This is a genomic window from Cobetia sp. PS-4MA, from assembly GCF_057670765.1.
In genome coordinates this window covers 3,153,659-3,174,602 of the sequence record NZ_CM173107.1, presented here as the reverse complement: position 1 = coordinate 3,174,602, position 20,944 = coordinate 3,153,659, and the positions used below count along the sequence as shown (strand labels likewise).

The following is a 20,944-nucleotide window of genomic DNA, read 5'->3' as shown; positions in this document are numbered from 1 at the left end:
GGGCCGCCTTCCTTCGTGTGTCGCTTCCTTGTCGCCTTCCTCTGTGCCTCATCTTCGTCACTTCTCTTTGTCACTTCTCTTCGTTCTCCCTCGTCATTCTCGCCTGAGGCAATCGCGTCCGGCGGAGTGTCTGTCGCGACGGGCTTCGGGTATACTTCGCGCCCAGTTCCGCTGTCGTCATGCCCCCTGTCGCTGCTGCCTGGAGATCACCATGTACTCGTTTGCTCGCTCGCTTCTGTTCAAGCTCGATCCGGAAACGGCTCATGGTGTGACGCTCAACGCCCTGGACATGGCCCATCGGCTTGGCATGGCGCGTGGATTGGGCGGTGAGGCACCACGTGACCCGGTGACGCTGATGGGGCTCGAATTCCCCAACCGTGTCGGGCTGGCTGCCGGTCTCGACAAGAATGCCGATCACCTCGATGCGCTCGCCGCCCTGGGATTCGGTTTCGTCGAGGTCGGCACGGTGACGCCGAAAGGGCAGGCTGGCAATCCGAAGCCGCGCCTGTTCCGCCTGCCGGAGCACCAGGCGATCATCAACCGCATGGGCTTCAACAATGCCGGGGTTGAGCATCTGGTCGCGAAGGTCAAGGTGAGTCAGGCGCGTGGTGCCTCCGGTGTCGTGTTGGGGATCAACATCGGCAAGAACCTGACCACGGCGGTGGATGATGCGCTGAACGACTATCTGGTCTGCCTCGAGGCCGTGCATGCTCACGCCGACTACATCACCGCCAACATCTCGTCGCCCAACACGCCGGGATTGCGCAATCTGCAGTTCGGGGACCACCTCAATCAGTTGCTGGCGGGGCTGCGCGAGCGCTGTGATCAACTCGATGCCGAGCGTGGCAAGAAGGTCCCGCTGGTGATCAAGATCGCCCCTGACATGGACAGTGAAGAGATTCTGTTCGTGGCGCGTGCGCTGGCTGACAATGGCATCGATGGTGTCATCGCGACCAATACCACCATCGAGCGCTCCGCGGTCGCGGGGAGTTCGCACGCAGAAGAGGCCGGTGGCCTGTCCGGTGCGCCGGTGCGGGAATCCTCCACCCGCGTGATTCGCGGGCTGCGCGAAGCACTGCCGAACATGCCGATCATCGGTGTCGGTGGTATCACGGATGGTGAGAGTGCGCGCGAGAAGGTCGCGGCGGGCGCGGACCTGGTTCAGCTGTACTCCGGACTGATCTATCGCGGCCCGGCGCTGATCGGAGAGTGTGCGCGTGCATTGGAGAAGGCGGATACGCTCATCAAGCTGTGATCAGACAGCCAGACAGCCAGACAGCCAGACAGCCAGACAGCCAGACAGCCAGACAACGAAAGAGCCGCCTCCTGACATCAGAAGGCGGCCTCGGTACCGGCGTGAATGATGATGTGGCAGTGTCAGCGATGTGTCTCGTGAACTGACATTGCCGTGTTGGCTGCCATGTCCAGCCAGCGTGCACGATGCGAAGCGCTTTTGCCGTCAGGGACGGCGGTCGGGTATTGGCCCATCGAGCTCATCGGGTCCGTGGATGGTGATAGCAGGCCTGCAAGAAGCCTGCTGATGCAGTCAAGGTGAACGTTTGCCCGTGTCGTGCTCCGCGCTGAACCGTCGTTCATGCAGGCCGTCGCCTGCCGCGCATTCTCTGGAGCCATGTCGCGAGGGAATCGACACGAGCGCCAACATCTCGGCCTTTCAAGCGGAGAAGCGAGTCGGCCCCATTGCCTACTGCTTCACGCGCCTGACAGTGCCGTGCGTCTTCAAGATAGAAATAAGGCGTTACCTCCCTGGTGGCTTGTCATGTCGCTAAGCGACGTCCTTGGGATTTTCCGGGTGACATCAGCATCGACTGAGTCACCGTGAACACCTCGAGTCCTCTCTGTACGTGCCTTCCGGCGCCATTGATCAGGCGATCCGGTAGACTGATGCCGGAGAATCCGCTTGCGCAGCGCATCAGGCTGCGTGGGCGGGGTGAAAGGCGCCAGGCGCCATCTTCAGGTGTCACTCCTTGACGTCATGCATCCTGAAAGTCATCGGGACGGGAATCATCATCCCGGTGGGAGTATCCTGGTTTGTCCATTGCCGGAGCCCGCTGGGGCTCAGGACAGCACCATGGGGTTCTTGTGGATGCCGGACACGCCGGTCATGCCAGACCATTGGTCGCCACGTCCTTCGCGCCAGCCACTCATCCAGAATTCACGTAGATTGACATCGATACTGGGACAATCATCACGGGAACGACCGGTAACGCCGGCCTTGTAGCCGTGAACATAGGCACGCTGAAAGCGATCACGTTTCTGTCTCTTCATGGATGACCTCTATGTGAGAACCCATCGGCATTGGAGTCACTGTCGTGGTGTCTCTCGAGGAGACATCGTCCGGTGGCAGCGACTCGATACAGCATGGCTTGCCGAGTGAGAGAGTAGGCCGATGACCCGAAGGTCACTGCCGGCCTCGTGCTTCATCACCTCAGTGGCCACTGACCAGCCGTGTCGGGAAAGGCCGTGGATGTGAGATGATGGAGGGTCTTGCCAGTACATGCTCGAGCGTGATGGTGGATAGGTCACTGCAGGCCCGGATCTCTGCTCTGAAGGTTGTGTCATCAGAATCCTGTCTCATCGGTGGCAATGGTCACCGAGATGCAGTCGGGCATGCTGCCTGAATGAGGGTTTCGCTCCGTGAACCTCCTTTTCGCTTGGCGTGTCACCTTTCCGAATTGCAGCTACACCTATAGTTTTTAGAACACTGCCTCTGGCTTGTCGACAGCCGTATAGGAATATCGCTAGTGCCAGAAGCCAACTCACAGGAATAAGTCCGGCCTTTGCCGGTGAGAGATTCATGACTGACACGACTTCTGCGACTTCGCCGCGCGCCCCCAGCAACCCGCTCTCCACCTGGTTTGCGACCTGTCCGCGTGGCCTCGAGACCTTGCTGGCTGACGAGCTGACGTCGCTGGGTGCCGAGGTGACCGGCACCACCGTGGCCGGCGTCCACTTCAATGGAAGTCAGGAGACGGCTTACCGCACCATCCTGTGGTCACGCCTGGCCAATCGCATCATTCGCCTGCTGACCCGCGTGGGCGGCGTGGACACCGGCGAGCAGCTGCGCAAGGCGAGCGCCGGCGTCGACTGGGCAATGGAGTTGCCGGATCGTGCCTCCATCGCCGTCGATTTTCACGGAACATGGAAAGATATTCGACACACCTTCTTCGGCGCTCAGACCGTCAAGGATGGCATCGTCGAGGCGATGTTCGAGGAAGGTCGCCACAAGCCGACCGTCGATGGCAAGAATGCCGATCTGCGCATCTATGCGCACCTGCACAATGGCTACATCACCCTGGGTATCGACCTGGTGGGTCGCAGCCTGCATCAGCGTGGCTACCGCCCCGACCTCGCCCATGCGCCACTCAAGGAGAATCTGGCCGCGGCACTGCTGATGCGTGCCGATTGGCCGGCACGTGCGGCGCGGGGTGAGAGCCTGGTCGACCCGATGTGCGGTTCCGGCACGCTGCTGATCGAGGCGGCCTTGATGGCGGCGGATATCGCCCCACAGTCGCTGAATGAAGACTTCGCCTGCCGCCACTGGGGGCGTCATGACGAGCGTATCTGGAAAGGTCTGCGCGAGGAGATGGAGCAGCGTGCCATCGCCGGGCGCCGCAAGGTCACCGCGCGTCTGTTCGGGCGTGATCATAGCCCGCAGGCGATCTCTGCCGCGCGCTCCAACGCCATGCGTGCCGGGATTCCGGCCCTGATCGAGCTGGAAGGCGCCTCCGTCGCCGAGCTGACCTGTCCTGAGGGCGCCACCACCGGCCTGGTGATGACCAACCCGCCCTACGGCGAGCGTCTGGGTGAGCTGCCGGCATTGGTGCCGCTCTATGCAAGCCTCGGTGAGCGCATGAAGCGTCACTTCGGCGGCTGGACGCTGGGCATGTTCACCGGCAACCCGGACCTCGGTCACCGTCTGGGCCTGCGTGCGCATCGTCAGTACGCCTTCCGCAACGGTCAGCTGGATTGCAAGCTGCTGATGATCGACGTGGCAGCGCGTGAGCGAGCGGTCGACGAGGACAGCGTGGCGGAAGATGCCCGCAGTCAGCCGGCACTCAGCGAGGGCGGCCAGATGTTCGCCAATCGCCTGAAGAAGAACCAGAAGTCGCTGTCCCGCTGGCTCAAGCAGAGCGGCACCACCTGTTATCGCCTCTATGATGCCGACATGCCGGAATACGCGCTGGCCATCGATATCTACGGGCGTCATGTGCACGTGCAGGAATACACGCCGCCCAAGTCCGTGGATGCCAGTCAGGCGCAGCGTCGTCTGATGGATGCGCTGGCGGCGATTCCGCAGGTACTGGGCTGCTCGCCCAACGATATCCATATCAAGCAGCGCACGCGTCAGGCGGGCAAGGCGCAGTACACCCGTCAGGATAGCTCCGGTCAGCGTATCGAGGTGCAGGAAGGCGACGCCAGACTGTGGGTGAACCTCAAGGACTACCTGGATACCGGCCTGTTCCTGGATCACCGTCCGGTGCGCAAGCTGCTGGGCAAGGAAGCGGACGGCAAGCGGGTGCTCAACCTGTTCTGCTATACCGCGACGGCCACCGTGCACGCGGTTTTGGGCGGTGCCAGCGAGAGTGTCAGCGTCGACATGTCCAATACCTATCTGGACTGGGGGCGCGAGAACTTCAAGCTCAATGGCATCAGCGAGAAGCGTCACCAGCTGGTGCGTGCCGACTGCCTGAAGTGGCTGGAGCGTTCCCGCGAGGAGTTCGACCTGATCTTCCTGGATCCGCCGACCTTCTCCAACTCCAAGAAGATGGAAGGCACCCTGGATATCCAGCGTGATCACGCGCGCCTGATCGACCTGGCGATGGCCAGTCTGGCGCCGGGCGGCACGCTGATCTTCTCCAACAACCATCGTCGCTTCGTGATGGATGACAGCGTCAGCCAGCATCATGTGGTGGAAGACCTGTCGCGCAAGCTGCTGGACCCGGACTTCAAGCGCCGTCCGGATATCCACCACGTCTTCCGCATCCGTCGCGCCAGCGACGTGAAGGGCTGAGCGATGGCCAACGTCCCGCTGTGGCTCTACACCACGGCGGGCTGTCATCTGTGTGCTCGGCTGGAAGCCACGCTGCAGGCGCTGGGGGCCGATGTCACGCTCACGCGGGTCGAGATCGCCTTCGACGCGCAACTGAGCGAGCGTTACGCGACACGCATTCCCGTGCTGGCGAGCGCATCGGGTGCAGAGTACTCGCTGGCCGATGGCGAAGAGGTGTTGCCGGAGTGGTTGCGCGCGCAGGGTGTCAAAAAGAGCGTCGAGCAGGGCGTCGATCGGACGCCCCCTGCCGGGCGTGACTCCGGCGTCGAGCCGCAGGGGCATGTCATGCGCCATGGACGTCGCTTTCTGCGCTGATTCGCATCATGCCCGGGCCTGAACGAAAGACCGCCGCTACCTCAAGGTAGCGGCGGTCTTCTTGTCTGCGGGTCCCGGCGGCGGCCTAGCCTTCCAGCAGTGACATCTGGCGCATGGCATCTTCGGCCTCGGGGCTGTCAGCCGTAGCCTCCAGCACCTTGGTGAAGCCACGTGAGGCCTGGATGTGAGCGAGGTCACTGACCCAGGTCATGGCCTGCTCGTAGCTTTCGGCCAGATCGTGCTTCAGTCCGCCGAACTGGGTGCCGATCTGGCCCCAGGAGCGACTGACGATCCAGTCGCCGAACATGTCCTGATGTACATGGACCAGGACGTAATCATGATGGCTTTCCCAGCGGATGATCACGCGTGACTCCCGAGGTGAAACAGAGGTGGCATGTGGATGGCTCGCAAGGCGCTGCAGGCTTGTGGCGCATGCTGCGTACGCCTAAGATGGCACGGCGGCGAACGCTGAATCATACCATTGTAATCTTCGCATGCCTTGCGGCAAGTCAGAAGCTTTGCAAGACGCCATGCACGCGGCAACGACCGCAACGCTACCCACCGGCACAGCAAGGAACAAGGCAACAGATGCACATCATCGTGGATGATAACGTCCTTCTGGCAGAAGAGTTCTTCTCTGAATTCGGGGAAGTGATCTGTCTGCCGACCAGCGAGATCACCAATGCCGTCCTCAAGGAAGCCGACATGCTGATCTGCCGCTCCACGCTCAGGGTGGATGAGGCATTGCTGAAGGGCACTCGGGTGCGCTTCGTCGGCTCGCCGATCATCGGTACGGATCATGTCGATCTCGACTGGCTCGAGTCGGCAGGGATTCACTTCACCAATGCGCCGGGCTGCAATGCCGATTCGGTGGTGGATTACGTGCTGTCCTCGCTGTGGCATCTGGCGGAGCAGGAAGGCTTCGATCTGCAGCTCAATCGTCGTTTCGGCGTGGTCGGTGCAGGTCAGGTCGGCTCGAGGCTGATCAAGCGTCTCGAGTCGCTGGGCGCCGAGGTGCTGGTCTGTGATCCTCCGCGCGCGCTGGCGCAGGAGTCGGGAGAGGAGGCGGCAGAAGCGCTGAATTTCGTCGATATCGATCATCTCGTGGCCGAGTGTGATGTCATCTGCGTGCATACCCCGATGGTGACAGGCGGTGAGTACCCGACCCATCACCTGATCAATGCCGAGCGCATCCGTGCCATGAAGCCCGGCAGCGTATTGCTGAGCGCAGGACGCGGTGGTTGCGTGGATACTGCCGCGCTCAAGCAGCGTCTGCTGGAACAGGCTGATCTGCTGACCGTGCTGGATGTCTGGGAGAACGAGCCGGACATCGATGCGGAGCTGGCCTCGCTGGTGGATATCGCCACGCCGCATATCGCCGGACACAGTCTGGATGGCAAGATGCAGGGAACCGAGATCATCTATCAGCAGGCTTGCCGGCATTTCGGCCTGCCGGCACGACGCAAGCTGGGCCAGTTGAAGCCGGACCCGTGGCTTCGCAAGCTGGTGCTGACGGGGTGGGCGCCGCCGGAAGAGGCCCTCGGTCTCTGCGTTCGGGCCTGTTACGACGTGCGCCGCGATGCCTTGGGTCTGCGTCGCTATCAGCGCCGCTTCGGCAACGCCGAGGGCTTCCTGCGTTATCGGCGTGAATATCCGTTGCGTCGCGAGTTCTCCACGCTGCGCGTCGAACTCAAGAAGAACGCCCGTGAGCTGCGTGAAGTGCTGGAAGGCTTCGGCTTCTCGCGTGTGAAGCTGGCCAGCAAATGATGTGACATGTCATCTCTCCTGCGATATCCACCTGCAGGAGGTGTCGAGGCCGAGTGACGGATCTCGATCGTCAGGCAGTCAGAACGCCCCTGTCAGCTTCGCTGGCAGGGGCGTTCTCGTCTCAGGTACGGATGTGGGGCGGGTGACCCGGTAGATGAAACCGGTTCTCGGACGTTTCGGACTGCGACCTTGGTCGATATAATGTCGCCCAAAATTACGCTGACGACAGATGTCAGGGCGCGCCCCGGGCGACTTGTCCGAGGGTGGTGTGGCCCGCTGGCTCCCCGCGTACTCCCCGTTTCTCGTGCCTTCTGCCATGCCCGTCACGACGGCGCGTGTCGGCGTCCTCATTTCCTGAAGATGGTGTCCTGAATGCAACAATCTCCTGATAGACCAGCCGAGGGCGGTGGCTTTCGCCCCCCCTCCCTGCTGGATGCCCTGATCCCCATCGTGCTGGTCATCGCCATGCTGGTGCTGGCGGTCGTGCTGTTCGGCGCCGATGCTTCCTGGGGGCCGAATCAGGTGGCATTGCTGTCTGGCGCGATGATCGCGGGAGTCATCGGCCTCAAGAACGGTTATCGCTGGAGCGATATCGAAGAGGGGATCAACAAGGGGATCCAGATCTCGTTGGGCGCGATCCTGATCCTGCTGGCGGTAGGCGCGATGATCGGTACCTGGATTCTCGGTGGCACCGTGCCGGCGATGATCTACTACGGGCTGGATGTGATCGCGCCTCAGTATTTCTATGCCTCGGCATGTCTGCTGTGCGCGCTGGTGGCGCTGTCGGTGGGGAGCTCCTGGACGGTGGCCGGCACCATCGGTATTGGCCTGATCGGCATTGCCGATGGACTGGGACTTTCCGAGGCGATCACGGCGGGTGCGGTGATTTCCGGGGCCTACTTCGGTGACAAGCTCTCGCCACTGTCGGATACCACCAATCTGGCGCCGGCGGCGGCGGGGACCACGCTGTTCGCGCACATTCGTCACATGCTGTGGACGACGGTTCCCAGCATCCTGCTCGCGCTGGCAGGCTTTCTGTGGCTGGGCCACGACTCCGTCTCCAGCCTGCAGACGCCGGAGCAGGTCGCCAACCTGCGTGCCCAGCTGGGTGAGCAGTTCAACATCGGCCTGCACCTGCTGATTCCGCTGCTGGTGCTGCTGGTGATGGCCGTGCGTCAGATGCCCGCCTTCCCGGCGATCTTCATCGGTGCGGTGCTCGGGGGTGTCTTCGCGGTCATCTTCCAGCCACAGGCCGTGGCGGGACTGGCGAATGTCCCTGACATGTCCACCGCCATGGCGCTGCTCAAGGGCGTATGGATGTCGATGTTCGATGGCTATGTCTCCCACAGCGGCGATGAGGTGATCGACTCGCTGCTCTCCAAGGGCGGTATGAGCAGCATGCTCAACACCGTGTGGTTGATCCTCTCGGCGATGACCTTCGGTGGCGTGATCGAACGACTCGGCCTGCTGGAGCGTCTGGTGCAGAGCCTGCTGGGCGCGACGCGCAATGCCGGTTCGCTGGTCATCACCACGCTGGGCACCTGCCTGGCCTCCAATGTGGTGACCGGGGATCAATACATCTCGGTCATCCTGCCGGGGCGCATGTATCGCGCTGAATTCCGCCGCCGTCGCCTGGCGCCGGTCAACCTGTCGCGGGCACTGGAAGATTCCGGCACCATCACCTCGCCACTGATTCCCTGGAACAGCTGCGGCGCCTACATGGCGGCAACGCTGGGGGTCGCGACTCTCAGTTATCTGCCGTTTGCGCTGTTCAATCTGGTCAATCTGGTGCTGGCGGTGGCCTATGCCATGGTCGGCTTCAAGCTGGAGCGCCTGGCCGAAGGTGACGAGGCGGATGGCGGAGAGCCGACTCCGCTGGCCGAATCTCTGGTGCTGGATACCCCTCATGAGACGGCAGAGTCTCGCTGATTGACGTACTGGGTGATAGAGACAGGCAAGCCCGCCGCGTGGTGAACGCGGCGGGCTTTTTCATGGGCACTCGAGGGGGGCGTCCAGCGTTCAGTCAGTGCACTGATGACGTGTGAGGCGTATCAGGAACTCGCGATAGCGCTCCAGTTCGGCGATGTCGATGTACTCATCCGCCTTGTGGGCCTGCGTGATGGAGCCTGGCCCGCAGACGACAGTCGAGAAACCGCGATCCTGGAACCAGCCCGCTTCCGAGCAGAAGCCGACACCGCAGCGTTCACGCTGACCCGTCAGCGCAAAGGCCAGCGTCTCTGCCTTGCCGTCGGGCTCCGGCGTGAGCGCCGGTACCGAGGCGTAGTCCTCCAGTGTCTGGATGGCGCACTCCGGTGAGTGCTCCTGCATCTCGAGGGCCAGTCGGGCGGTGAAGTCATCGACTCGCGCGCGTACCGCGTCAGGGGTATCACCGGGCAGGTTGCGCAGCTCCCAATGCAGGCGAGCATCCTTGGCAATGATGTTGGTCGCATTGCCGCCCTGGATGGTGCTGACGTGCAGCGTGGAGTACGGGGGCTCGAACAGTTCGCCCTGTGAGGCCTGGGTGCGCAGGTCGTTTGCCGTGCGTTCCAGCTCCGAGATGATGCGCGCGGCGTAGAACGTGGCCGAGACACCCAGGTCCGGTCGGCTCGAATGCGCCGGCACGCCGGTCACTTCCGTGCGCCAGGCATGCACCCCCTTGTGCGCCGAGACCACGCGTCCCTCCGTCGGTTCGCCGATGATGACGGCGGCGACGTCGGGCAGCGTGTCACGCATGTGGTCGATCAGTGGCAGACAGCCCAGACAGGTGCTTTCCTCATCGTAGGAAAAGGCAAGGTGGAGTGGCCGTTTGAGGGGAGCGTCAAGAAAATCCGGCACCATCGCCAGGCATAGGCCGATGAAGCCTTTCATGTCCACCGAGCCACGACCGTAAAGACGACCCTCCTTCAGCGTGGCCTGATAAGGGTCATGGGACCAGTTCTGGCCGCTTACGGGCACGGTATCGGTATGGCCGGAGAGCACGACACCACCGGCCACCGCGGGCCCTATCGTGGCGAGCAGCGAGGCCTTGTCGCCTTCGGCATTCGAAAGCACGCTCGCCTGGATGCCATGCTCGGCCAGCAGATCGCGAACGAAGTGGATCAATGCCAGATTGGAGCGATCCGAGGTGGTATCGAAGGCGATCAGGCGAGTGATGATGTCGAGGGTGCGTTGCATGTCGGGCCTCATGAGGCATGGCGCCGTTCGGGGAGGGACCGGATGTGAAAGCCCGAGGGGATCACATTGGCGCTGAACGGACGCAGGAGTCTGCTTTATGCAGTTGCCTGCATGCCAAGTCAATCGTGGCCGCAACCCCCCGTGGCACTTCGTGGCTGATCACGATGTGCCGCGAGGCATGCTTGGGAGTCTGCGGGGTCAGCCCTGACGCAAGAAGCCCGCCACGTGACTCACGTGGCGGGCTTCTGCATTGCTCAAGAGTGCGGTGCTGCTCGAGACTTATTTGTAGGCAGCGGCCTTGAGCGCGGCGATACGGTCATCCAGCGGCGGGTGGCTGGCGAACAGCTGCTCCATCAGCTTGCGGCTCTTGCCGGTGGTGATGGCGAAGGCGGTCATGGTGTCGGGCATCTGGTCCGGCAGCTCATGTTCCTGCTTGAGGCGTGCCAGCGCGTTGATCATCGAACCGCTGCCCGCGAGACTCGCGCCTGCGGCATCCGCACGATATTCGCGCCAGCGCGAGAACCAGGCGACGATCATCGAGGCCACCAGGCCCAGCACCAGTTCAAGGACGAAGACCACGGCCATGTAGCCGAAGAAGCCCAGGCCGCCGCTGTTGTCATCTCGCTTCAGGAAGGCGTCGATGGCATGTGCGGCAATGCGCGCGAAGAACATCACGAAGGTGTTCACCACGCCCTGGATCAGCGTCAGCGTCACCATGTCGCCGTTGGCCACGTGACCGATCTCGTGCGCCAGTACCGCACGCACTTCCTCGGGACGCATGCGATTGAGCAGGCCGGCCGAGACGGCGACCAGCGCATCGTTGCGGTTCCAGCCGGTGGCGAAGGCATTGGATTGCTGCGCCGGGAAGATGCCGACTTCCGGCATCTTGATACCGGCGTCGCGAGACAGTTCCTCGACGGTCGTCAGCAGCCAGCGTTCGGTATCGTTCTGTGGCTGTTCGATGATCACGGTGCCCGTCGAGGACTTGGCCATCATCTTGGACAGGAACAGGGAAATCACCGAGCCGGCCATGCCGATGATGAAGCAGAAGATCAACAGGGCGGTGTAATTGATGCCGTTGGCTTCCATGTAGCCATCGAAGCCCAGCAGGCGCAGCGTGACACTGGCCAGCAGCACCACCGCCAGGTTGGTGATCAGAAAGAGGGCTATCCGCATCATGGGGTCAGGTCTCCAATGCCAATCTATCGGTAAGGCGCAATTATCTGCCCGCCATGCTGACAGTGAGATGAATCACTGTGACATGGCGGGCAGATGGCGCGTAACAGGAAGGTATCACCACCGTGCCGGTGTGCGTAGACCTTTCGTGAGGCAGGTATCGACACCGTGGCGTCAGGCCGTCTCGAGGCTCAGTGCTGCGGGAGCCTGCCGCAGGAGAGAGGTGTCTCAGCCCTTGCGGCGGCGCGCCAGGAAACGACCGAGACGCTCGATGGCCTCTTCCAGCTGGTCGGCGTAGGGCAGGGTGACGATGCGCAGGTGATCCGGATTCGGCCAGTTGAAGGCGGTGCCCTGCACCAGCAGCATCTTCTCTTCCAGCAACAGCTCCAGCACCATCTGCTGGTCGTCCTCGAAGGGATACATCTCCGGGTCGAGACGCGGGAACATGTAGAGCGCGCCCTTGGGCTTCACGCAGCTGACGCCGGGGATCTCGTTGAGCTTCTTCCAGGCCGCATCACGCTGGGCCAGCAGGCGGCCACCCGGCAGCACCAGGTCATTGATGGACTGATAGCCGCCGAGTGCCGTCTGGATGGCGTGCTGGGCCGGGACATTGGCGCACAGGCGCATGCTGGCCAGCATGTCGAGACCGGAGATGAAGTCGGCGGCGGGGCGCTTGTCACCGGAGAGAATCATCCAGCCTGAGCGGAAGCCCGCGCAGCGATAGCTCTTGGACAGGCCATTCATGGTCACGACCAGCAGATCATCGGCCAGCGCACCGGTGGAGACGTGCTCGGTATCGTCATAGAGGATCTTGTCGTAGATCTCATCCGAGAACACCACCAGACCGTATTCCCGTGCGACCTGCAGGATGTCCTTCACGACGGCTGGCGGATAGACCGCGCCGGTCGGGTTGTTCGGGTTGATCAGCACGATGCCCTTGGTGTGGCTGGTCACCTTGGCGCGGATGTCCTCGATGGAGGGAGCCCAGTCCTGCGCCTCGTCACACAGATAGTGCACGGCACGACCGCCGGCCAGATTGGCGGCAGCGGTCCACAGGGGATAATCCGGTGCTGGTACCAGCAGCTCGTCACCATCGTCGAGCAGGGCCTGCATGGCCAGCACGATCAGCTCCGAGACACCGTTGCCGATGTAGATGTCCTCGATGCCGACACCCTGGATGTCCTTGCGCTGACACTCCTGCATGATCGCCTTGCGCGCCGAGTAAAGCCCCTTGGAGTCACAGTAGCCCTGCGCGGTCGGCAGATTGCGCATCACGTCCTGCAGGATCTCTTCCGGTGCCTCGAAGCCGAAGGGCGCCGGGTTGCCGATATTGAGCTTGAGAATGCGATGACCTTCGTCCTCGAGACGCTTGGCGTGTTCGAGAACCGGCCCGCGAATGTCGTAGCAGACGTTGTCCAGCTTGTGTGACTTGCGAATTTCGCGGGGCTTTCTTTGCTCGGTATCCATGGTGCTTTCCGTAGATCTCCGTCACGTAAGGTGTAGGGGCGAGTGTCCAGCATATCGCGCCGCCTGCCTGCCGCGCCACGGCCAAGGGCCAATAGCGTGGTTAAATTTGCGGTTTGAAATGTTCAGGCAGAAAAAAAATCCCGCCAGAGGTTATCTGGCAGGATTTTCAACTGGCTTGCAGGCATGGTCCGCGAATGAGATCTGAATTCGACCGTCGTTATCTCACTGTTCTGGTAGCGTTATTCGCTCGCGGACTCAGGTGGTTCGCTCATCCGTGCGCCATCTTGCGTCTCGCCACTGGCTTCCGGCACCGGCTCGGCGGGAATGTCCGCCGGCGTTTCCAGCGTCAGACGTCCGAGCTTGCCATCGCGCAATTCGTGTAGCAGCACCTCGGCACCGCGATGTAGATCGATGATGCCACCGGCGCGCAGGCCGCCACGCTTGCTGGCGATCTCTTCCAGAATCGCGACCCCGTTGAAGCCCGAGAGCGCCATCAGATCGACCTTGCGCGGGCCATCACTCTCGACTCGCTCGGCATCAGGGTTGGCACTGTAGGCCGGCAGTGACTTGAGCTTGTAGCGAGCGATCAGCTCATCGGGATAGCGCCTGGCCAGCTCCGCCGCCACGACCACCGCCACATCGGTGTAGTCGATGGCGGTATCCCGAATCGCGCCGCTGCCGGCCAGACGGTAGGCGCTGGCCTGATCCTCGATCTTTGGCCACATCACCCCGGGGGTGTCGATCAGGGCGATGCCGCCATCGATGCGAATCTTCTGCTGACGCTTGGTGACGGCGGGCTCGTTGCCGGTCTTGGCGATCTTGCGACCCGCCAGACCATTGATCAGCGTCGACTTTCCGACGTTGGGGATGCCCATCACCATCACGCGTGCATCACGATCGACACGGATATGACCGGCCATCTCGCGGCACAGGCGCGGAATCTGCTTGAGATCACGCGCCTCAAGCGTGGTGATCGCCAGTGCACGGGTGTTGGGCAGGGCATCGAAATACTCGACCCATTCGCGCGTGCGTGCCGGGTCCGCCAGGTCTGCACGTGACAGCAGCTTGAGGACCGGCTTGTGGCGGGTCAGCTCGGACAGCACCGGATTGGTGCTGGAGTAGGGGAGGCGGGCATCGAGGACTTCGATGACCACGTCGATCTCGGGCAGCGCGTCCTTTATCTGACGACGCGCCTTGTGCATGTGTCCCGGGTACCAGCCCAGCATGTTGCTTCTCCTGCCGTCAGGGGTATGACGGTTGTCCTGTCACCTCTTGTCCTGCCTCCTCGCCCGCCTGTCAGGAGTCGCTCACCAATGGAGGTGGCGATAGATGACAGGCAGCAAGAAGAGGGGACGCGTATGGCGGCGCATTCTACCAGAGGCCGCTCGGCCATGGAGAAACGCTGGCATCGTCTTCTCGCGCTCTGGCGTCTCAGCTGCGCACCGGCTTGAAGCGCAGCGACACCGAGTTGATGCAATAGCGCTGCCCTGTCTCGGTAGGGCCGTCGGGAAAGACGTGTCCCAGATGGGATTCGCAACGACGACAGCGCACTTCGACACGTCGCATGCCATGGCTGGTGTCGAAATGCTCTTCGACGGCGGCATCCGCATAGGGCCGATCAAAGCTCGGCCAGCCACAGCCGGCGTCGAACTTGGTGTCGTTGTCGAACAGCTTCGCGTCGCAGGCGATGCAGTGATAGGTGCCCGGCGTCGGGCTGACCTCGTGATCGCCACTGAAGGGGCGTTCGGTACCGGCTTCACGTGCGACGCGATACTGCTCCGGCGTCAGGCGCTTGCGCCATTCCTCTTCACTGCGGATCAACTTGTCCTGGGCCGGCTTGTCTTGCTCGCTCATGGTCTCTTCTCTCTATGCGTTTCTCGAATCGATGCCCGCGCGAACCTGCAAGCAAGTCCCCGTGAGCGGCAATCCGAAACAATGGCTACCGGTCTTCACTCGACACCCGGTACATACCCCAAGAATGCGGGCGTCAGGGCGTGACCACAAGCACGTGGTGGATGCACTTGGCCAACGCCGGAAAAATCCTGTTGAAGCAGGGGGTTGACGAAGGGGAAGGGGCTTTGTAATATACGCGCCACCTCGACGAGGCAAGAACGTTACGTCCCATTCGTCTAGTGGTCCAGGACACCGCCCTTTCACGGCGGTAACAGGGGTTCGAACCCCCTATGGGACGCCACTTCTTGCAGCGTAGAGACCGGAGTGCGGGAATAGCTCAGTGGTAGAGCACAACCTTGCCAAGGTTGGGGTCGCGAGTTCGAATCTCGTTTCCCGCTCCAAAGGAAAAGGCAATGCGACAAGGTCGCGAGCTGGTTCGCCAGTCCGATCGAATCTCGTTTCCCGCTCCAGTGTGTCCCATTCGTCTAGTGGTCCAGGACACCGCCCTTTCACGGCGGTAACAGGGGTTCGAACCCCCTATGGGACGCCATCTTCGGTCTTGTGTGGTCACATGATCTGCTTGTGTTGCGGGAATAGCTCAGTGGTAGAGCACAACCTTGCCAAGGTTGGGGTCGCGAGTTCGAATCTCGTTTCCCGCTCCAAAGGAAAAGGCAATGCGACAAGGTCGCGAGCTGGTTCGCCAGTCCGATCGAATCTCGTTTCCCGCTCCAGTACGTCCCATTCGTCTAGTGGTCCAGGACACCGCCCTTTCACGGCGGTAACAGGGGTTCGAACCCCCTATGGGACGCCATGCAGAGCATGATGGTGTGGCAAGCCAGCAGTAAGACAGATGTCGTGAATGAACGTTCATGACACAGGTGCGGGAATAGCTCAGTGGTAGAGCACAACCTTGCCAAGGTTGGGGTCGCGAGTTCGAATCTCGTTTCCCGCTCCATTCGGAACAAGTGGTGTGACAAGGTCGCGAGCTGAACGTCAGCCCGGTCGAATCCCATCTCTCGCTCCAGAGGAAAAGGCAATGCGACAAGGTCGCGAGCTGGTTCGCCAGTCCGATCGAATCTCGTTTCCCGCTCCAGTACGTCCCATTCGTCTAGTGGTCCAGGACACCGCCCTTTCACGGCGGTAACAGGGGTTCGAACCCCCTATGGGACGCCATTATGTTTGACAGCGCAGTTTTTGGTTTCGACAGGCGGGAATAGCTCAGTGGTAGAGCACAACCTTGCCAAGGTTGGGGTCGCGAGTTCGAATCTCGTTTCCCGCTCCAGTCGAACACGATGTGATTGATGAAATAGCAGTACGCCATCGCCTGACAGACACGATCATCGTGCCACGTCACCGGCGATTTTTTTGTGCCTGAATTTCCTCCTCAGGCCGTTCTGCACCGGTCCTTGGTGTTGTCCTCCCAGTTGATTTTTCCCTCCTGCTTGTTTCCCGTATCGCACTAATGCCTTTCCTGTAGCGTGCCTGATGTGGCAGCGCTGAATGCGTTACCATGCGCATCCAATGTCTTGTGTCTGATTTTCATGTTCGAGTGCTGCTCAGCGGTGTCGCTACTGTTGCGCAATTGTTCTCAGATGCGTCTTTTCTGCTGTGCTGGCTGACAGCGTCAATTTGATTACAGGTGTCCGATGTCACGACTTGCCTTGTCCATTCGTGGCCTGACCAAGGTCTACGGTAACGGTTTCGAGGCGCTCAAGGGGATTGATCTCGATGTCCCTGAGGGCGATTTCTTTGCACTGCTGGGGCCCAACGGGGCCGGCAAGTCCACGACCCTGGGGGTGGTGAGTTCGCTGGTGCAGAAAACCGCCGGCAAGGTCGAGATCTCGGGCATCGATATCGACAAGGATTTCTCGAAGGCCAAATACCATCTCGGTGTGGTCCCTCAGGAGTTCAACTTCAATCAGTTCGAGAAGGTGCAGGATATCGTGATGACCCAGGCAGGGTATTACGGTATGCCCATGAAGGAAGCGCGCCCGCGTGCCGAGCGCCTGCTCAAGGATCTCGGGCTGTGGGACAAGCGCGATACCCCGTCACGCATGCTGTCCGGTGGCATGAAGCGCCGTCTGATGATTGCCCGCGCGCTAATTCACAAGCCGCGTCTGCTGATTCTCGATGAGCCGACTGCCGGGGTGGATATCGAGCTGCGTCGCTCGATGTGGGAGTTCATGCGCCGCATCAACCGTGAGGAGGGCACTACCATCATCCTCACCACGCATTATCTGGAAGAGGCCGAGAGCCTGTGCCGCAATATCGCCATCATCAATCACGGCGAGATCGTGCATAACACCAGCATGCGCGAGCTGCTCAAGGAGCTGGACGCCGAAACCTTCCTGCTCGATCTACGTGAGCCGCTTGACAGCGCACCGGTCATCGAGGGTTTCGAGGTCTCTCTGAGCGATCCCCAGCAGCTGTCGCTGTCCGTACGCAAGGGCCAGTCGATCAACACCGCCTTCGCGGCGCTGGATCGCGCCGGGATCACCGTAGTGTCGATGCGCAATCGCGCCAATCGTCTCGAGGAGCTGTTCGTCGACCTGGTCGAGCGCTCCAATGCCGAAAGCGGTATCGCCTCCAATGTCGCCAAGGAGATCACGCAGTGAACCCCCGTCAGCTATGGGTGGCTCTGGTCACCATCGTCGTCAAGGAAGTCCGTCGTTTCACGCGTATCTGGCCGCAGACGCTGCTGCCGCCGTCCATCACCATGACGCTGTACTTCGTCATCTTCGGCAATCTCATCGGCTCGCGCATCGGTACCATGGATGGCATCAGCTACATGGATTACATCGTGCCGGGGCTGATCATGATGTCGGTGATCACCAACTCGTATTCCAACGTGGCCTCGTCGTTCTTCTCCAACAAGTTCCAGCGCAGCATCGAGGAGCTGATGGTCTCGCCGCTGCCGTCCTGGATCATCCTGCTCGGCTATATCATCGGTGGCGCCGTGCGCGGGCTCGGTGTCGGCATCATCGTCACCGCCGTGGCCTTCCTGTTCACGGATCTCGATATCCATCACCCGATCCTGACCATCGTGGTCGTGGTGCTGACGGCGCTGCTGTTCTCCATCGGTGGCTTCATCAATGCGCTGTTCGCACGCAAGTTCGACGATATCTCGATCATTCCGACCTTCGTGCTGACCCCGCTGACCTATCTCGGTGGCGTCTTCTATTCCATCCACATGCTGCCGGACTTCTGGCAGACGGTATCGCTGGCCAACCCGATTCTCTACATGGTCAACACCTTCCGCTACGGCATTCTGGGGGTCTCGGACATCAGTGTCGGCCCGGCGATGGCGGCCATCGTGGCCTTCATCATCGGCCTGTTCGCCTTCGCGCTGTGGCTGCTGGAGCGTGGCAAGGGCATCCGCAGCTGAAGATGTCGCCCAGAGGATGATGGTAAGATGCGCGCTATCGCGCCAGTGCACGAAACGCCGGCTTCTGCCGGCGTTCTGCTGTCTGCGCCCCTGATATCGATGCGTTATTGGCCTATTTCACAGGAGTGCTGTCATGGCTCACCCCACTGCCGTCAACGTGCCCGATGAGGCGCGCCCCGAGACTCTCAAGGATGCCCCGCTCGGGCGAGAGTCCGCTTACCCCGAGCACTACGATGCCAGCCTGCTGTTCCCCATCGCGCGGGCGGCCAATCGTGGTCCCATCGGTATCGATGATGCGGCGTTGCCGTTCGTCGGTGAGGATGAATGGCACGCCTTTGAGGTCTCCTGGCTGGATGAATCCGGCAAGCCGTGGGTGCGTGTGGCCCGTTTCCGCCTGCCGGCGGCTTCCCCGAATCTGATCGAGTCCAAATCCTGGAAGCTCTATCTCAACAGCCTCAATCAGAGCCGCTTCGCCGATCAGGCGGCCGTGCAGACGACGTTGGAGCGGGATCTTGCCGCCGCGGCGGGTGCGCCGGTCGAGGTGCGTCTGCTGGGACTGGATGATGACGAGCTGGACGTCGGGCGCCTGCCGGGAGAATGCCTCGATGACTTGCCGATCACCGTCGAGCACTACACGCCGTCGCCGGAGCTGCTCAGCGCCGATGACGCCGATATCGTCAGCGAAGACCTGCACAGCCATCTGCTCAAGTCCAACTGCCCGGTTACCGGTCAGCCGGACTGGGGCAGCGTCTGGATCCGCTATCGCGGCCCACGTATCGATCGCGAGCGCCTGCTGGCCTATTTGATCAGCTATCGCCAGCACCAGGATTTCCATGAGCACTGCGTCGAGCATCTGTTCGTCGACCTGATGGCGCGCGTGAAGCCTGAGTCCCTGCTGGTGATGGCGCGCTATGTGCGGCGTGGCGGCCTGGATATCAGCCCGTGGCGTGCCACGCCAGATCTCGAGGCCGAGGCCCGTGCCAGCCTGCCGCTGCGTCTCTCGCGTCAGTAGTCCTCTCTATGGTCATGTCGTCTGATCGGCTTGCCAATCAGGCAGATAGCATCGAGTGATGAGACGGCGTGCTGGTGAGATGCTAGTGTGAGAATCATTCTTATCTTAAGTCTGTGACAGGAGAGACGATGGACGCGCTGACGTTACTGCATGAACGCAATTCCATGGGCAAGCTGATGGCGCCAGCCCCGAGCGATGCGCAGATGGAGGCCATCTACCAGGCCGCCCTGCGTGCGCCGGACCACGCCGAGCTGACGCCCTGGCGCTTCATCGAATTCACGGGCAGCGGGCTGGAGCGCCTCGGCGAGCTGTTTGCCGAGGCGGAGCGCAACACGTCGCCGGCAGGTGACGAGGCAGCCCAGGCCGCGGCCAGCAAGAAGCCGCTACGGGCGCCGATGGTCGTCGCGGTGATCGCCAAGGTCACGCCGGACCACCCCAAGGTGCCGCGTGTCGAGCAGGTGGTGAGTGCCGGTTGTGCCGCTCACGCCATGTTGTTTGCCGCTCAGGCACAGGGACTCGGTGGCATGTGGCGCACGGGCGGCTACGCGTTCGACCCAACCGTGCACGCCGGACTGGGCATGAGTGAGCAGGATGAGCTGGTCGGCTTCCTCTACCTCGGCACCCCGGGCGGACGTCTCAAGCCCTTGCCGAGCCGCGAGAGTGCCGACTTCGTCGAACGCTGGCAGTGAGGCGCTGAATGAACGAGCAGTTGCGCTCGAGTGGTGAAGCCTGGCCACCGCTGCCTTTGCCGCGTGATGGGCAGGGGCGGTCGGGCACTCTCGCGGCGCCGGTCGGCGAAGATCTGTCACGGTTCCGTGATTGGCTGAGTCAGGCGATTCCGCTGGCTGCCCACATGGGGCTTGTCGAGATGCAGTGGTCAGAGCCCGAGCGCTCGACGGGTCAGCTGAGCTGGCATCTGCATCTGCCGCCCAATCTCAACGACAAGGGCACGGCCTTCGGCGGGGCCATGAGTCTCGAGGCGACCCTGTGTGGCTGGAGCTGGGTGACGCTCTGGCTGCGTGCTCGCGGTATCCAGCGCGATCTCGTGGTGTCGCGAGCCAGTCAGCAGTTTCTGGCCCCGGTCAGTGGCGATTACCACATCTGCTGTGCGCCGGATGACATGGCCGCGCTGATCGACGTCGGCGAGCGTCTGGCGGCAGGGCGGCGAGCGCGATTGTCGCTGACTCAGCAGTTGTGGTGTCAGGTCGATGGGCAGTCTTCCCCGAGGCTGTGTTTCGAGGCCCGTGGCGATTACGTGGTGCTCGGGCCGTGATGCCGAGCACGGTCTCGGTCCGACCTCGGCCCGAGCGCGGTGGGTGAGGGCGCTGACGCTATCTATCTGAAAGATTTTGGAAAAAAGGCTTGCGTCCCTCAAGGGTTATCGATAATATACGCCGCGTTCTCAAGGGAAACACGACGCAGTCGGGTGACCAATGAGAGCACTGATCTGGAGGGGTGTCCGAGTGGTCGAAGGAGCACGCCTGGAAAGTGTGTAAGTCGAAAGGCTTCGAGGGTTCGAATCCCTCCTCCTCCACCAGATTCAGAAAAGCCCGCATCTCACGATGCGGGCTTTTCGCGTTTCTGAGGGGGGGCCTGGTCGAATTGCCTGCTCTCCTCGTGATTCCCTTCGTCTACTGGTGCCTCAGTCTCCTGTCATTCCCCCTCATTCCCCTCTCATTCCCCT

At 61.8% G+C, this 20,944-nt stretch carries 17 protein-coding genes and 9 tRNA genes; 19 read left to right on the top strand and 7 right to left on the bottom strand.

The features are described from left to right. Window positions 1–211 precede the first annotated feature (211 nt). Window positions 212–1,255 carry a quinone-dependent dihydroorotate dehydrogenase gene (locus AC26AR_RS13490; RefSeq protein ID WP_417285806.1) on the top strand — a complete coding sequence of 348 codons (1,044 nt, stop codon included), beginning with the start codon at window positions 212–214 and terminating at the stop codon, window positions 1,253–1,255. 821 nt (window positions 1,256–2,076) lie between these two features. On the opposite strand, the gene rmf is transcribed toward AC26AR_RS13490, so the two are convergent. Then, window positions 2,077–2,286, bottom strand: a complete 210-nt coding sequence (gene rmf / locus AC26AR_RS13485; protein WP_043334308.1) for a ribosome modulation factor — start codon at window positions 2,284–2,286, stop codon at window positions 2,077–2,079. Window positions 2,287–2,815: 529 nt separating this feature from the next. On the opposite strand from rmf, the gene rlmKL reads away from it, so the two are divergent. Then, window positions 2,816–5,032: a bifunctional 23S rRNA (guanine(2069)-N(7))-methyltransferase RlmK/23S rRNA (guanine(2445)-N(2))-methyltransferase RlmL gene (rlmKL, locus tag AC26AR_RS13480; RefSeq protein ID WP_488107199.1), complete on the top strand. Its 2,217-nt coding sequence runs from the start codon at window positions 2,816–2,818 to the stop codon at window positions 5,030–5,032. A 3-nt stretch (window positions 5,033–5,035) separates the two neighbouring features. After that, entirely contained in the window at window positions 5,036–5,386 is a 351-nt protein-coding gene (locus tag AC26AR_RS13475; RefSeq protein ID WP_488107198.1) for a glutaredoxin family protein, read from the top strand. Window positions 5,387–5,471: 85 nt separating this feature from the next. Here AC26AR_RS13475 and AC26AR_RS13470 read toward each other — a convergent pair whose 3' ends face one another. Then, window positions 5,472–5,750 (bottom strand): WGR domain-containing protein, encoded by a 279-nt coding sequence (locus AC26AR_RS13470; RefSeq protein ID WP_077378449.1) that lies wholly within the window; start codon window positions 5,748–5,750, stop codon window positions 5,472–5,474. A 224-nt stretch (window positions 5,751–5,974) separates the two neighbouring features. On the opposite strand from AC26AR_RS13470, the gene pdxB reads away from it, so the two are divergent. Together pdxB and nhaC are read left to right on the top strand one after the other, a co-directional pair. Further along, a complete protein-coding gene (gene pdxB / locus AC26AR_RS13465; protein WP_141392555.1) occupies window positions 5,975–7,153 on the top strand; it encodes a 4-phosphoerythronate dehydrogenase PdxB in 1,179 nt (392 codons plus the stop codon). 372 nt (window positions 7,154–7,525) lie between these two features. Then, window positions 7,526–9,082 (top strand): Na+/H+ antiporter NhaC, encoded by a 1,557-nt coding sequence (nhaC, locus tag AC26AR_RS13460; RefSeq protein WP_077378455.1) that lies wholly within the window; start codon window positions 7,526–7,528, stop codon window positions 9,080–9,082. A gap of 90 nt (window positions 9,083–9,172) precedes the next feature. Here the strand turns inward: nhaC and argE are convergent, their stop codons facing one another. The 5 genes from argE to msrB all read right to left on the bottom strand — a co-directional run bounded on the left by argE (window position 9,173) and on the right by msrB (window position 14,824). Then, window positions 9,173–10,327 carry an acetylornithine deacetylase gene (gene argE / locus AC26AR_RS13455; protein WP_404983162.1) on the bottom strand — a complete coding sequence of 385 codons (1,155 nt, stop codon included), beginning with the start codon at window positions 10,325–10,327 and terminating at the stop codon, window positions 9,173–9,175. Window positions 10,328–10,606: 279 nt separating this feature from the next. Then, window positions 10,607–11,506 carry a protease HtpX gene (htpX, locus tag AC26AR_RS13450; protein ID WP_077378460.1) on the bottom strand — a complete coding sequence of 300 codons (900 nt, stop codon included), beginning with the start codon at window positions 11,504–11,506 and terminating at the stop codon, window positions 10,607–10,609. A gap of 225 nt (window positions 11,507–11,731) precedes the next feature. Beyond that, window positions 11,732–12,970, bottom strand: coding sequence for a pyridoxal phosphate-dependent aminotransferase (locus AC26AR_RS13445; protein ID WP_271303161.1), 1,239 nt, complete (start codon window positions 12,968–12,970; stop codon window positions 11,732–11,734). A 239-nt stretch (window positions 12,971–13,209) separates the two neighbouring features. Next, window positions 13,210–14,196: a ribosome biogenesis GTPase YlqF gene (gene ylqF, locus AC26AR_RS13440; protein WP_084207948.1), complete on the bottom strand. Its 987-nt coding sequence runs from the start codon at window positions 14,194–14,196 to the stop codon at window positions 13,210–13,212. A gap of 205 nt (window positions 14,197–14,401) precedes the next feature. Further along, window positions 14,402–14,824, bottom strand: coding sequence for a peptide-methionine (R)-S-oxide reductase MsrB (msrB, locus tag AC26AR_RS13435; protein ID WP_341542651.1), 423 nt, complete (start codon window positions 14,822–14,824; stop codon window positions 14,402–14,404). Between the two features lie 264 nt (window positions 14,825–15,088). Between msrB and AC26AR_RS13430 the strand changes: the two genes are divergently transcribed. From AC26AR_RS13430 to AC26AR_RS13365, 14 genes are all read left to right on the top strand, one after another. Then, window positions 15,089–15,164 (top strand) — tRNA-Glu (locus AC26AR_RS13430). Between the two features lie 25 nt (window positions 15,165–15,189). Next, window positions 15,190–15,264 (top strand) — tRNA-Gly (locus AC26AR_RS13425). Window positions 15,265–15,337: 73 nt separating this feature from the next. Next, window positions 15,338–15,413 (top strand) — tRNA-Glu (locus AC26AR_RS13420). Window positions 15,414–15,450: 37 nt separating this feature from the next. Then, a tRNA-Gly gene (locus tag AC26AR_RS13415) sits at window positions 15,451–15,525 on the top strand. Window positions 15,526–15,598: 73 nt separating this feature from the next. Then, window positions 15,599–15,674: transfer RNA gene (locus AC26AR_RS13410), tRNA-Glu, on the top strand. Window positions 15,675–15,743: 69 nt separating this feature from the next. Beyond that, window positions 15,744–15,818, top strand: a tRNA-Gly gene (locus tag AC26AR_RS13405). Window positions 15,819–15,960: 142 nt separating this feature from the next. Continuing rightward, window positions 15,961–16,036: transfer RNA gene (locus AC26AR_RS13400), tRNA-Glu, on the top strand. Window positions 16,037–16,070: 34 nt separating this feature from the next. Further along, window positions 16,071–16,145 (top strand) — tRNA-Gly (locus AC26AR_RS13395). Window positions 16,146–16,509: 364 nt separating this feature from the next. Continuing rightward, window positions 16,510–17,478 carry an ABC transporter ATP-binding protein gene (locus AC26AR_RS13390; RefSeq protein WP_191237612.1) on the top strand — a complete coding sequence of 323 codons (969 nt, stop codon included), beginning with the start codon at window positions 16,510–16,512 and terminating at the stop codon, window positions 17,476–17,478. After that, window positions 17,475–18,248, top strand: a complete 774-nt coding sequence (locus tag AC26AR_RS13385) for an ABC transporter permease (RefSeq protein ID WP_077375500.1) — start codon at window positions 17,475–17,477, stop codon at window positions 18,246–18,248. Before AC26AR_RS13390 ends, AC26AR_RS13385 begins: the two co-directional genes overlap by 4 nt. 133 nt (window positions 18,249–18,381) lie before the next feature. Further along, on the top strand, window positions 18,382–19,260 hold the full coding sequence (queF, locus tag AC26AR_RS13380; RefSeq protein ID WP_084207951.1) for an NADPH-dependent 7-cyano-7-deazaguanine reductase QueF: 879 nt from the start codon (window positions 18,382–18,384) through the stop codon (window positions 19,258–19,260). Window positions 19,261–19,388: 128 nt separating this feature from the next. Beyond that, on the top strand, window positions 19,389–19,949 hold the full coding sequence (locus AC26AR_RS13375; RefSeq protein WP_077375494.1) for an NAD(P)H nitroreductase: 561 nt from the start codon (window positions 19,389–19,391) through the stop codon (window positions 19,947–19,949). A gap of 8 nt (window positions 19,950–19,957) precedes the next feature. Next, on the top strand, window positions 19,958–20,533 hold the full coding sequence (locus tag AC26AR_RS13370; RefSeq protein WP_488107197.1) for a YiiD C-terminal domain-containing protein: 576 nt from the start codon (window positions 19,958–19,960) through the stop codon (window positions 20,531–20,533). Between the two features lie 176 nt (window positions 20,534–20,709). Continuing rightward, window positions 20,710–20,797, top strand: a tRNA-Ser gene (locus AC26AR_RS13365). The last annotated feature ends 147 nt before the right edge of the window (window positions 20,798–20,944 follow it).